A 14,393-nucleotide genomic window follows, 5' to 3' on the forward strand; every position below is an offset into this window, starting at 1 on the left:
TCATTCTAGTTTAATCTATGTGTTTTTTTCTATCACATACTACCCCAAATCCGATCATCAAAATGCCTAATCCGATTATTGTCATATTATACTCTCGACTTCCCGTTTTTGGTAATGTTGGTTTATCTGGTATGGTTGATGTTGTCGTTTCTTTTGATATCGTCGAAGTTGTTGTGATTTCAGGCGTTTCCTTGTTCGGAATCGGCGTTGGTTTTTTTGGTTCTTCTTTAAGTGTATTCGTTAAATCAAAACCATTTATTGTTATTTCATAAAATGGTACTACATCTTCTTTAATGGTGTACTCAATTTTCTGTCCGTTTTCATATTCCAACACATTCGCAAATACATACATCCAATTCATTTCTCTTGTGATGTCTTGTGTACGGACAATCTCTCCATTCGCCAATAAATGTACCGTAATTTGTTCAGGACGTTTGCCGTCTTGGTTATCATTATCTACCCATTGTTTTGTCACTGGAATATTGATACGATTTACAGAACGTGTATTCGTAACAGTCGTTCCCGATACATTTGCCGTATAGCCCTCAACAGCATCCTCACTCACTGTATACACAATGCGTTTGCCATCTTTAAATTCTGGAACATCTTTAAAGACATGCTGCCATTGACTATCTTTTGTAACGGTCACACTATCCACTTGTTCACCATTTGCCAATAAATGTAAAGTTACTGATTTCGGACGTTTGCCGTCACGGTCATGATCATCTTCCCACACTTTATTGACAGGCACATCAATGAATGATGGCTTATGTATGTTCATAATCGTTGTATCGTTGACAACTGTTTCATACCCCTCAACAGCATCTTCCGTTACCGTATAGTTAATTTCTTGTCCGTTTTCATATACTGGTAAATTCTCAAATGTATATGTCCAAGCATTTGCTTCAGTTACAAATACTTGCTGTTTTTCTATTCCATTCGCGAATAAATGTACCGTGATTTTATCTGGGCGTTTGCCATCTTGATCATTATTATCGTTCCATATTTTATTAACCGTTACAGACTTCGTTTTTGGTATGTACTTATTCGTAATTGTATAGCCATCAACAGATGATTCATACTCTGATACAACATCTTCTTTGACGGTATACTCAATTTTTTGTCCATTTTCATATTCTGGCACATTCTCAAATATATACATCCAATTCATTTCTTTTGTGATATTTTGTGTACGGATAACTTCTCCATTCGCCAATAAATGTGCCTTAATGCTTTCAGGACGTTTACCATCTTGATTATTATTATCGTCCCATACTTTATTCACCGTAATTGATTTCATTTTTGGCGTATGGCGATTAGTAATGGTATACCCATCAACAACAGATTCATACCCTGCAACAGCCTCTTCCGTCACCGTGTAGTTAATTTCTTGTCCGTTTTCATACACTGGTAAATTCGTAAATGTATACATCCAATTTTCTTCATTAGATAGCACCACCGTTTGTTTCTCTGTTCCGTTAGCTAATAAATGAACTTGAATAGTGTTTGGACGTTGACCGTCTTGATTATCATGATCATTCCATACTTTATTTACGGTAATAGATTTCACTTCTGGTGTATGAACATTTGTAATAGTATATCCGTCGATTGTCGTTTCATAACCTTCAACAGCATCTTCCGTTACCGTATATGCAATTTCTTGTCCGTTTTCATACACTGGTAAATACTCAAATGTATGCGTCCAATTATCTTCATTAGTTAAAGTAGCCGTTTCTCTTTCTACTCCATTTGCAAATAAATGGACGTGAATGGTGTTTGGACGTTTGCCGTCTTGATCATTATTATCGTTCCATATTTTATTTATTGTAATAGATTTAACTTCAGGAATGTGGCGATTGGTAATCGTATAACCATTAATGGTTGTTTCATAATCCGCAACAGCATCTTCCGTTACTGTGTACGCAATTTTTTGACCATTTTCATATGCTGGTAAATCCATAAATGTATGTGTCCAATTTTCTGCATTAGACAACGTTACCGCTTGTTTTTCTGCTCCATTCGCTAATAAATGAACTTGAATTGTATTTGGACGTTTAGCATCTCGATTATCGTCATCATCCCATACTTTGTTCACCGTCACGGAAATAAGTGGCACATTGGCTAACTCTAATGTTGTTGTTTCATCTTCTACAATCTCCACTTGATGTTCGGTTGTATCCAACAGATACCCTGTTGGTGCTGTTTTTTCTACAACTTTATACGTTCCTAAAGGTAAAACTTGTTCAACGACACCATTTTTATTCGTTGTTAATTCATAGGTTACCTCAGGATTATCCATACGTGTAACGGTAAATACTGCACCTGCAAGAAGTGTACCCTCTACTGATTTTTTCACAATTTTTAATGGAGAAGATGGTATGTACATCTCATTCCACACTAAATTTGTTGGTGTAGGTTGGTTCGTATTTGTTGCAATAGAGAAGTTATTCCATGCACGATCTCCTAAATTAGCCATTTCAGGTGCTTTCATTGGTACTTCGACCTCAAGCAACTCTCCTTTATTAAATGTTTGACCGTCTTTTAAGCGTACTCTAATTGCTGTTACCTGTGCATAATCAGCTACCGTTTCACTAAACGATAATGTATTAGATGATTGGTCAACAGGACCAGTTATCTCATCCGTTGAATACTCTACCGTAAACTTATGTGCATTCGGTGTTGTAATATGTATCGGGCCTGTTAACGTATTGCTAAATTTAGACTGGCGTGGCTCTAATTGCCCAGATGTCGCAGATGCAGCTGTTGAAAAATCATTTAGATGCGGTAAAACATCTAATATTTCATAAGACGATACGTTTGTTAATAAATTATTATAATTCCACAATTTAGTAAATTATATAATTAAGTTAGCCAGTAGTACAAAAAAAGCATCTCATAGGATATACTTTTAGTAACTACAAAAAAAGGATACCAAGAGATGCAAGAATACTATAACACAAAAGGCAAACATATAACAGAAAAAGAACGTTACTTCATCGAAAAATGGAAAAAAGAAGGTAAAAGCAATAGAGAAATCGGTCGATTATTGGGAAAAAATCACCAAACCATCAATAATGAAATCAAACGTGGACTTATCGATTTATCTTTTCATGGTGGCACTAAAGAATACTCTGCTCAAAAGGCACAAAACGATTATCGCCGTTTACGTTTAGCCGTAGGTAGAACAGATACGTGGACGGTAGAAAAAGAAGCCCTCATCAGAGAAAAAATCATGGATAAATATTCCCCTGAAATGATTAGTCAACTACCTGATATGCCCTCTTGTACAACGATTTACACATGGGTATACAAAGGATGGATTACAGGTATTTCGCGTAAACATTTACTTTATCCTAGAAAACATAAACCGCTAAAATCCAATGAAAAACGACCACCAAGAAAGACTAATGCACTCTCTATCGAACAGCGACCACAAGAGATTAACGAGAGAAAAGAAATTGGGCATTTTGAAATAGATTTAGTGATTTTAAACAAGAAACGTGGACAACAATTATTGACATTAACAGACAGAAAAACACGCTATGAAATTATTCGTCTGATTCCTGATAAAACGGCTCAAAGTGTGAATATCGCTTTGACGTCTATTCAACAAGACTATTTAATCCGCTCTTTAACAGCTGATAATGGTTCTGAATTTTTAAGATTAGACGAAGCCATCACTTGTCCTATTTATTATGCACATCCATTCTCTTCTTATGAACGAGGTAGCAACGAAAATGCAAATCGATTGATTAGACGATGGTTCCCAAAAGGCACAACAACCGTTACTCCTAACGAAGTAACGGCTGTTGAACAATGGATGAATCGTTATCCACGTAAATTATTTAACTATGTATGTCCTTATGATTTGCCTGAGGTGGCTAACTTACTATTGTAATTTGTGTAATTCCACAATTTATAGCGGAATGGTGCTCCTACACCTGTTTTCAATCCATCTCTTGTCCAGTTATTTACCGTTTCACGTGCAATATATTTGCGAGCTAACACTTCATATCGACCCGTATATTCATAATAAGCGGACGCTGCTGCAAATGTTTCATTCACATCGCCGTCTTGGTCAATATCTCGCTCATCTTTATAAGGCATTGAGAAATAACCACTCATGTGGTTTTTATCTTTAGTTGTGACAATAGAACCATCTATACTTGCTAAGACATAGTTTGTATTATGCCCTGGAACAGAATTTGCATTGACAGTCGTCACAATTTGAATGGCATCTGAATTATCCATATAGCGATTTAATTGGTTCACACTAATACGATCCCATTTAATAATAACAGCATTCAAACCGGATTCTCGATAATTCGGCACGTACGTTACCGTTGGTCGAGGTGCTCCCCAACCACCATTTAAAGTAGTTGATTTATAGGTTACTCCTTCAGGTAGTAGGTCGATAAATTCAACATTCGTTAAGGTTGCTCTATCTTCCATACCTTTAATCGTACCGTCCCAAGTACCTTTCAATGTCCAAATCGCAAACTCATTATCTGAACGAATCTTCTCATCTCTTCTAGGCGTAAACCAGCCTGTACCTAATTTTTCAGACAGTTCTTTTTCAATACCGACATCAACCTTTTGCCCAACCAATTTAAATTTGGCCGTATCTTTTCCAGTAAACGAGTAAGAACTTCCATTCGTACGTGTATACGTTGCGGTATAACCACCACTATTAACGTACTCATTTTCTAAATCGACAGCACTTACTACCGGCGCTTCTCTAAAAGCTGTCTTAATGGTAAAACTAACAACTTTTTGATGTGGTAATGTATAACCATTCGGGAAATCAAAATATAATTGTTTAATATTTCTAGCGATTGTACGGTCAAAATTCAACGTACGTCCACTCGCAACAGTACCTAAAACACGTTCACTACCATCGGCTAACACTCCACGAACTGTCACATTGGATAAACGTGCGTATTCCACACCATTAAAATAATCTAAAACAATATCGTCTGTTCTAGGCATACTTACGCCCGTGTAATACAAACGACTATCTAAATCATAGTCTTTAAACTCTGTAAAAGTGATCGTTTCTGACGTTGTATTCGCAACAGTTAAACGCCAATTAACACCTTTTGATGTACGTGAAGATACATTTGTCACAGTATGAAGCTGCGTTCCATTATCTCTAGCATCTTCTGGCTCATTTGCAAAATATTTTCTAAATGGTACCCCATTTGTGCTATCCGGTCTAAACCGGTAAGAAACCGTGTTACTTTGCGTCACGTCCGCTTCATTTACCCCTTTATTTTGTGGGTGAAATACCATTGTCGAGTTTGCCATATAAGCGGTATCCACACTTGCTCCTGGGAATGTCAAAATAAGTGACACCGGATTATATCCATTTACATCATTATAATCTTTTCGGTTTAATGTATACGTTGCAGTATTCGTTGCAGCATTATATGTCCAGTTTGGATTTTTAGATGCATCAAATTTAGCAAATGGTGGCAACGGTTGTGTTAACGTAATTGTATTGTATACACGTTGTCCATAATCTGAGTTACTCGGAGTAGCATATTCATCCTTAGAACTTTTTGCAAATGTCTGATAGTCAAAGACAACATCAACAAGTCCTTTCTCATCTAATGTTTGAGTATCGTTCTTTACAAGCCCACCAATTTGATTTTGTCCTCCACGAACAGTCATCGTATACGTTGCTTCTCCCGCCTTCGCTAAAAACGTAACTGTTTCTGCTGTTTTTACAACTGTTCCGTCAGCTTTTTTCAAAGTTGTGGTTATTGGTAAAATTGTTTTGTCAGGCGTTACATACGTTTTAAACTTCGTAAAAATCGGAATTTGTACTTCTCTAGCATCATCAGATGCTTTTAACGGAATACGCCATGTCGTTGCATTGACTTTTGTTGCTCGCCCAAAGACTTCTGAATCCAATGAAACATTCGGCTCTAAACTCTCCACAAACGAAGCGACATCAGACGGGACGGCTAATTCAATATAAGCTCCTGCATATTCTGATTCAGGCAAATTCGCTTTTAACGTTAAAACAGACTGCATAATCTCTCCCGTTAAAAACTCCCTTGTATCCGTTCTCGTAGATGGTACTTGCGTTTGAGTTAAAGTAATCCCCTCATCAGCAGCTCGAAGTACTTGCGTGGGCAAAAGTCCAATAACAAGAACGACCACCATTAAAAGCGATAATAAACGCTGTAATTTTTTCATTTCTTTTCTCCCTTCGTATCCATTTAGTCAAAATGGTATCTATGAGTACAGCACAAAATATTGTGTATATATAATTTATATATTATGTGTTGTACTCAACCTACCCCATTCGTTGTCTTTTTATCTTATCACATTATCTGTCATTTATGTACCCCTCTTCACAAAATATAAAATGATAAATTATATAATTAAGTTATCTCATAGTACAAAAAAGCATCTCATATATATACTTCATGTTTTTTATAATTTCAAATTCTATCCCATCTCCAAAAATCTTCGAGTATTATTCTAAAATAAAAAGCATTTGTAAATCCGTTACTTATAAAAAAATCCTGTTTACACCTCTAGAAAATTCCACACCCCTTTTTATTTTTTGACACCCTTAGAAATTAAGAGCAAAATAAAAAAGCCTTCAATTCATTTAAAGGCTCTATGTCAAATAGGGTTGATGTCTTATGCCATCAACCCTAAAAATTATACAGCTATTTTAAATTGAGGACTACTAACAACATCTATATTTCAAGCTATTTTCTATTTAGTTTTGTATCAAAATCGATATCTTCTTCTCAATATAGATAACATCAATTTTACCTTTATGGGTTTTTTCAAGAAGTTTTAGAGAATGTAAATTATCTCCCTCTAATAAAAAATTATATCCGTCATTTTCATCAGCTATGATTTTCTTACCTTCATCTTCACAAAATACAGGTATATTATGTTCTAACATTTCATCAACTTTTTCAGTATGTTTTTCCCATACTAGTCCATATTTTTTCTCGTTGAGTACTGTTTCAATTTCTCCCAAAGCTCTTAGACTATCATCATCTTGATGTTCTTGTTTTAGTTTATTTAAAAACTCTAGCATTTTCTGCCTTTTTTGCTGTGATATATTTGCCATATTTTACCTCACTCTTCTTAAAAGACTTTCTATCAAGTCCTTATCTTCTATCTTCGTCATTCCAAAACTCTTTTTACCTGCATCCTTTATCGAAGCTCCTATATGATAAACTTCAGCATTGTCTAATATCAAAAATCTATCGTGAAAATCTGTATTTATTTTTATAGTTAGTGTTGGATATTGTGCGTTAAATTTATTAATATCTTTTGTTGTTAAATCACCTTTTCCAGAAGTATAAACTTGAATATTTACTCCGTTATTTTTCTTACATAGAATGTTCAAAGTATTAATATCTACATAGTTATCAATTAATATAATTTTCTTATTTGCTTTTTGTATAATTTTCACAAAAAAACGAAATGCATCGTATATTTGACCATTGAAAAATATTTTTTGTTTCGCTTCTGTGTTAGTTGCAATATAATTAAATACTTTTTCTAATTTTTTATCTATTTTCAGTTGCTTTAGTTCTACTCGATCTAGTCTTGCAAACATTTCTTGATTGGATAGTAAAAATTTTCTCATCTCCACAAAACTATTCATAATTTTTATGCTCACTTCAACGGCTATATCACTTTTTAACACAGTTGAAAGCATGGGAATACCTTGTTCTGTGAATACATATGGTAAATATCGTCTACCACCATGCTTATTAGAACTTGAGGTGGCAAATTGTGACCTCAAGTTTTTAAATTCTTCTTCAGTTAATTGGAAACGAAATGATTCAGGAAATCTATTCAAATTTCTTTTCACTGCTTAATTAAATACTTTCGTTTCAACATTATATAAAGCAGCTAAATCACTATCCACCATCACTTGTTTTCCTCTAAATGTATAAATCATATTTCTAATGTCATCAACATCAGAAACGATTATGTTTGAATTATGTTCCATAAAAACCTCCTATTATCCAAAGTAAAATCTATTTAACTATATTAACCATATCCCCAAAATCTACATCTCATTCTTTACCAATTTTATAAAGAACTTCCATACCTACGAGTTCTCCTCGCCCCATTTTTCCAGCTGTAGCTGGTGCAATTCCAACTTTCTCTTTTAACTCTTTTTTATTCATTCCTTTATCTATGAATGTTTTCCACAAGCCATTGTAGCTTACCTTCATATTATTCTCAAAATTCAAATATCTGAATTGATTTAGTTATATTTTATCATATTTGTATCATTTTTCATCTCAAACATAAAAGATATCGAATTCGATTCCTTATAACTCTATATCCATATTTTTTGTGTTAGTGGAGAGGATTTGAGTTTTTAAAGAAAAATAATACGTTATAACATTAAGCTATGAAGATAAAACCATAGCTTTTCATATACTAAAAATAACCTAGCGATTACTCACTAGGTTATTCAATAATTTAATTTGCAAGCCCCCTACTCACAAAACGTCTATTCATAAGACTTTAGAGCCTATTTTTAATCACTCCCACTCAATCGTTGCAGGCGGTTTACTCGTAATATCATACACCACTCGGTTGACGTGTGCTACTTCATTGACAATTCTAGCACTAATCGTTTGTAGCACGTCCCATGGCAAGCGAGCGAAGTCGCTTGTCATGCCGTCAATACTTGTGACAGCACGGATACCGATTGTGTAGTCGTAAGTACGACCGTCACCCATAACACCGACACTACGAATACCTGGTAAGACTGTGAAATATTGCCATACGTCACGTTCTAAGCCGGCTTTTGCGATTTCTTCACGTAAAATAGCATCACTTTCACGCACAATGTCTAGTTTTTCTTCTGTAATCTCACCAAGGACACGGATACCTAAACCTGGTCCAGGGAATGGTTGACGCCACACTAAACTATCTGGCATGCCTAGAGCTGTTCCTAAGGCACGTACTTCATCTTTGAACAATGTGTTTAATGGTTCAATCAATTCAAATTGCATATCTTCTGGTAATCCACCTACATTGTGGTGTGATTTAATCGTTTGTGCCGTGTCTGTTCCAGATTCGATAATATCTGTGTATAGCGTTCCTTGTGCTAAGAAGTCTACACCTTGTAATTTTGATGCTTCATCATCAAACACGTATACAAATTCATTTCCGATAATTTTACGTTTTTGTTCAGGGTCGCTAACGCCTTGTAATTTTGATAAGAAGCGGTCTTTTGCGTCTACACGAATAATGTTTAAGCCAAATTTACCTCCAAGGCTTTCCATGACTTGATCACCCTCGCCTTTACGTAATAAGCCATGATCGACAAAAATACATGTTAATTGATTTCCAATAGCTTTTTGTAATAACACACCCACGACACTTGAATCCACCCCACCGGATAATCCAAGCAATACTTTTTTATCGCCAACACGTTCACGAATTTTGGCAATTTCTAAATCAATGAAGTTTTCCATTGACCAGTCGCCTGTTGCACCACACACATGGAACACAAAGTTTTTCAACATCTCATTGCCGTGTACACTATGGCGTACTTCTGGGTGGAATTGCACCCCAAAAATACGACGTTCTTTGTTTTCAAACGCTGCAAATGGGCAGTTTGGGTTACTTGCCGTCACAGTAAAACCGGCTGGAATTTCTGTAATACGATCGCCATGGCTCATCAAGACTTCTTCATTTTCAGATAAACCTTGGAATAGTCCTGTTTCTGTTTGGAATACATCAATCTGAGCTGTCCCATATTCACGATGTGTCGTTGCAGGCTCTACTTTACCACCTAGTAAATGTGTTGTTAGTTGCATACCATAACACACACCCAAAATAGGTAATCCTAAATCAAAAATCTTTTTATCTACTGTAAATGCATCTTTTTCGTACACACTATTTGGTCCACCAGAAAAAATAATGCCTTTTACATTTCCTTTTGACATAATCTCCTCTGCCGTTAGTTTATGTGACACTAACTCTGAAAATACACCAAACTCACGGATACGTCGTGTAATTAACTGATTATATTGTGAACCAAAATCTAATACAATAATTTTTTCTAATTCGTTTAACGCCTTCATAACACCCTCCTCATCACTATATGCCTCATTATATCACGGTCTAATAATTCTTCAACAACACATAATCAATTAAATGATTTTCTGTTTTATGGAGCACCAAATCCGCTCTTGTTTTCGTCGGTAAAATAAACTCTACTAAATTTTTCAAATTCGTATTTTTCCAAACTTCCTTTGCCATAGCAATCGCGTCCTCTCGTTTTCCAATGGCATATTTATAATAATAATTACTCGGATTATTTTTTGCCAAATCCATTAACATTTCAAATCTCTGCAAGTACCACTTCTCTATATTCACAGGCTCAGCATCCACATAAATCGCCCAATCAAAAAAATCACTCACATAAATATCCCGATTAGGAGGCAGTTGCAACACATTGATTCCCTCAACAATCAACACATCAGGCTGCTGCACCGTTTGATACGTATCGGGAATAATATCATAAATTTCATGCGAATAAACAGGCGCCAGTACCGGCTCATCACTCGTTTTAACAGCCATTAAAAACGATACAAGACGCTCCATATCATAACTTTCTGGGAACCCCTTTTTGTCTAAAATGCCCCTTTCTTTTAAAGTAGCTGTCGTTAATAAAAAGCCGTCAGTAGTCATTAACTCTATCTGTTTCTTCGGATAAAGTTGCTGTAACATGGTCTGGAGTAGTCTAGCTGTCGTACTCTTTCCTACCGATACACTCCCAGAAATGCCAATAATAAATGGTACTTTCCGTTTCGATTGATGTAAAAAATCTTGTAAACTCGATTGCTTTTCAATATGATGTTTCAAATACAAATCAAACAAACGCACCATAGGCATATAAATATCCGTCACATCATCTAAAGATACTCTGTCATTTAACGACGTCAATTTTTTTAACGTATCCTCTGTTAAATGAATGTCATACGCCACTCCAAATGTTTTCCACGCCTCACGTGAAAATTGACTATAATGTTCCATACCAACTCTTTACCTCTTCATCAAAATCGTTCTATATTACTATACCACAATTCAGAAAACTTATAAATTTTTTTAAAACCTTAGAAAAATACAGACATTTCATGTAAAATACATATAGACAAGAAAAGGAGAACATTATGATTGGGATTGCCCGTGCACACACAAATATTGCCTTAATAAAATATTGGGGAAAACGTGATAAAAAGCTCTTTTTACCAATGAATAGCAGTTTATCATTAACACTGGATGCCTTTTACACGGATACAAAAGTAACCTTTGATCAAACGCTGACAAAAGATACTTTTTTCTTAAACAATAAAGAAGAAACAACCGAAAAAATCACACCATTTTTAGATTTATTTCGAGAAAAAATGTCCTCACCTCGCTTTGCCAAAGTAGAAAGTTTAAACTTTGTCCCTACCGCAGCTGGTTTAGCTAGTTCAGCTTCTGCTTTTGCTGCTCTAGCCGGAGCCATAAATCAAGCAAGTGGCTTACATTTAGATACACAAACACTCTCAACATTCGCTCGACGTGGCAGTGGTAGCGCAACACGCAGTCTGTACGGTGGCTTTGTTGAATGGAACAAAGGGACAGACTCTCACAATTCTATGGCAATCCCAATAGACGATGCTAGCTGGGATATTGCTATGATTATCATTGTCGTTAACCAAGCGAAAAAGACGATTTCAAGTCGTGACGGTATGGCATTAACTGTTCAAACTTCCCCTTTTTATCAAGCATGGGTAGAAAGTGCAGAAAAAGACTTACAAAATATCAAACAAGCGATTGCCAATAAAGATTTTATTACTTTAGGAGAAATCACTGAATTTAATGGTATGAAAATGCACGGTACCATGCTTGGTAGTAATCCTCCATTTTGTTATTTTGAACCAGAAACGATTATTGCTCAACAAGCCATTCGACAATTAAGAGCAGAAGGGATTCCTGCCTATATGACAATGGATGCTGGCCCAAATGTTAAAGTATTATGCCAAACATCAACTATTCCAACCATTTTATCTCATTTAGAAACGCTGTTTTCTAAAGATAAACTCATCATCTCTAAAGTTGGAAAAGCCATGCATTACTTAACACAAGACGACTGGGAACAATCTCTACAATCATTCGAGGACACATTATGATAACCGTAAACGTACCTGGAAAATTATTTATTGTGGGAGAATATGCCGTGACATCACCTCATCAGCCTGCCATTATCGCACCTGTCGAGCGTTTTTTGACGGCACGTATTGACGACTATCACGACAATATTATTTTTTCAGAACAACATAAACACACACTCGTTCACTTCACAAGGGAGAAGGAACAGATTTCAGCAACACCAAATCTATATCCGCTCATAACAACAGCCATTCACATAACAGAAAGTTATTTAACGATTACACCAAAGCCGTTCCGTTTAGATATTTCATCGGATTTAGATGCACCAGATGGAACAAAATATGGTTTAGGTTCTAGTGGTGCCGTTACCGTCGCAACCATTAAAGCCGTGGGCGCTTTCTACGGAAAAACACTAGACAATCTTACCGTCTATAAATTGGCTGTCTTAACACATCTATCTTTAAATAGCGTCGGTTCTTTTGGTGACATTGCCACTATTGCATTCGGCAAGCTAATCGCCTATACGATGTGTGATATTGACTGGTTAAAGCACCAACAACACACATGCTCCATTCAAGAAATTATTCATCAAAAATGGAAAGACTTATCTATTGAATGCCTTACTTTACCTAAAAACCTTTCTTTTTTAATCGGTTGGACTGGTACTCCTGCTAGTACCGAATTACTCGTTAAAGAAATGAAAAAACAAAAAGAAAGTGCACTTTATCAAACATTTCTAATGGATAATAAAGACTGTACAAATCAATGCATTCAAGCCATTAAAGAACAGAATATTTCCGTTATAAAAGCATGTATACAAAAAAACAGAAATCAACTACAACAATTATCCCGCTACATTGAAACACCAACATTAAAAACTCTTTGTGACATTGCTGAACGCTATGGAAGTGTGGCGAAAACATCGGGTGCCGGTGGGGGAGATTGTGGCATTTGTTTAGTTGAAAATGTACAGCAGAAAGAAAACATTATAAGCGCTTGGAATCAAGCAGCTATCTTACATTTAGGAGAAATTGGAGGCAATTATGACACAGCAAGTCAATCGAAAAGATGAGCATATCCAGCATGCTCTTGAACAATTTGTTCAGGAATCGACACCCGAGTTTGCACAAACACAATTTGTCCATCACTCATTCCCTGAAATAGCGTATGAGGATGTTAATATTCATACAAACTTGGATACTTTATTATTATCTGCTCCATTTTTCATCAATGCGATGACTGGGGGTAGTCAAAAAGCCTATGACATCAACCGCCAATTAGCTTTTATTGCCAAGGAAACCGACATACCTCTAGCAACTGGGAGTGTAAGCGTTGCTTTAAAAGAACCTGACACGGCAGAAAGTTTTCGTGTTGTCAGACAAATCAATCCAAATGGCTTAATCTTTGCAAATTTAGGTGCACATCACTCCGTGGAAAACGCTAAAAGAGCGGTCGACTTACTCGAAGCGGATGCCCTACAAATTCATGTGAATACCCCACAAGAAATGGTTATGCCCGAAGGAGAACGAGATTTTACAGGTTGGCTGCATCACATCGAACAAATTGTCGCCGAATTAAACATACCCATTATCGTCAAAGAAGTTGGATTCGGCATGTCAAAAGAAACAGTAACCCAATTAACAAATATTGGCGTGCGTATCATTGATATTTCTGGTAAGGGTGGAACAAATTTTGTCGACATTGAAAACAATCGCCGTATAACATCGTCATATAACATGCTCTCGGCATGGGGACAATCAACGCTCATTTCCTTATTAGAAGCCCAAAGCGTCCCCCATCCTACATTGATTGCATCTGGTGGAATCAAAAATGCACTAGACATAACTAAATGCATTGCTTTGGGCGCGAATGCCGTTGGGTTATCTGGACAAATACTCTATTTGCTAGAACGTCATGGTATGGAGCAAACAATAAACTACATTCGCCAAACAAAAGAACACATACGCACCATTATGACCTTACTTGGTGCAAAAAATATCTCTGAGTTACAACAAAAAGCTGTTGTTGTAGCACCGACTATCCAAAACTGGTGCCATGCTCGCCATATAGACTGGCAATATTTTGCAAATCGTAATTAACAAAAACAGTGAACGGACGTTTGGGAGCGTCCGTTCACTGTTTTTGATATTGTTTTTTAAATAAATACTGACTTATACCAAATAATAAAAGTATACCTAAAACTATCTAGGTACACTTTCTCA

General features: G+C 36.0%; 9 protein-coding genes and 2 pseudogenes. 4 read left to right on the forward strand and 7 right to left on the reverse strand.

Annotated features, from left to right (window positions below):
* Nucleotides 1-10: 10 nt before the first annotated feature.
* Nucleotides 11-2,845 (reverse strand): Cna B-type domain-containing protein, encoded by a 2,835-nt coding sequence (locus H1220_08755; protein QMI85762.1) that lies wholly within the window; start codon nt 2,843-2,845, stop codon nt 11-13.
* Nucleotides 2,846-2,938: 93 nt separating this feature from the next.
* On the opposite strand from H1220_08755, the gene H1220_08760 reads away from it, so the two are divergent.
* Complete coding sequence (locus H1220_08760) at nt 2,939-3,898, forward strand: IS30 family transposase (GenBank protein ID QMI85763.1); 960 nt, start codon at nt 2,939-2,941, stop codon at nt 3,896-3,898.
* On the opposite strand, the gene H1220_08765 is transcribed toward H1220_08760, so the two are convergent.
* The 6 genes and pseudogenes from H1220_08765 to H1220_08790 all read right to left on the reverse strand — a co-directional run bounded on the left by H1220_08765 (nt 3,862) and on the right by H1220_08790 (nt 11,049).
* A complete protein-coding gene (locus H1220_08765; protein ID QMI85764.1) occupies nt 3,862-6,204 on the reverse strand; it encodes a hypothetical protein in 2,343 nt (780 codons plus the stop codon). The two genes, H1220_08760 and H1220_08765, sit on opposite strands and share 37 nt — an antisense overlap.
* Nucleotides 6,205-6,769: 565 nt before the next feature.
* A pseudogene (locus tag H1220_08770) lies at nt 6,770-7,102 on the reverse strand (site-specific DNA-methyltransferase).
* A gap of 3 nt (nt 7,103-7,105) precedes the next feature.
* Nucleotides 7,106-7,996: pseudogene (locus H1220_08775) on the reverse strand (ORF6N domain-containing protein).
* Between the two features lie 67 nt (nt 7,997-8,063).
* The gene (locus H1220_08780) at nt 8,064-8,225 is read right to left on the reverse strand and encodes a helix-turn-helix transcriptional regulator (protein QMI85765.1); all 162 of its coding nucleotides are present in this window, start codon (nt 8,223-8,225) and stop codon (nt 8,064-8,066) included.
* Nucleotides 8,226-8,540: 315 nt separating this feature from the next.
* Nucleotides 8,541-10,094, reverse strand: coding sequence for a glutamine-hydrolyzing GMP synthase (gene guaA / locus H1220_08785; protein QMI85766.1), 1,554 nt, complete (start codon nt 10,092-10,094; stop codon nt 8,541-8,543).
* A 40-nt stretch (nt 10,095-10,134) separates the two neighbouring features.
* A complete protein-coding gene (locus H1220_08790) occupies nt 10,135-11,049 on the reverse strand; it encodes a type I pantothenate kinase (protein QMI85767.1) in 915 nt (304 codons plus the stop codon).
* Between the two features lie 137 nt (nt 11,050-11,186).
* Here H1220_08790 and mvaD point away from each other — a divergent pair, with 137 nt between their 5' ends.
* The 3 genes from mvaD to H1220_08805 are packed head-to-tail and all read left to right on the forward strand — an operon-like array spanning nt 11,187 to nt 14,270.
* Nucleotides 11,187-12,191 (forward strand): diphosphomevalonate decarboxylase, encoded by a 1,005-nt coding sequence (gene mvaD, locus H1220_08795; protein QMI85768.1) that lies wholly within the window; start codon nt 11,187-11,189, stop codon nt 12,189-12,191.
* On the forward strand, nt 12,188-13,243 hold the full coding sequence (locus H1220_08800; protein QMI85769.1) for a phosphomevalonate kinase: 1,056 nt from the start codon (nt 12,188-12,190) through the stop codon (nt 13,241-13,243). The genes mvaD and H1220_08800 overlap by 4 nt, the downstream gene beginning before the upstream one ends.
* Nucleotides 13,215-14,270 carry a type 2 isopentenyl-diphosphate Delta-isomerase gene (locus tag H1220_08805; protein QMI85770.1) on the forward strand — a complete coding sequence of 352 codons (1,056 nt, stop codon included), beginning with the start codon at nt 13,215-13,217 and terminating at the stop codon, nt 14,268-14,270. The genes H1220_08800 and H1220_08805 overlap by 29 nt, the downstream gene beginning before the upstream one ends.
* Nucleotides 14,271-14,393: the final 123 nt, after the last annotated feature.

The sequence above is a fragment of the Carnobacteriaceae bacterium zg-84 genome (genome assembly GCA_013874835.1).
Lineage (GTDB): Bacteria > Bacillota > Bacilli > Lactobacillales > Aerococcaceae > WM01.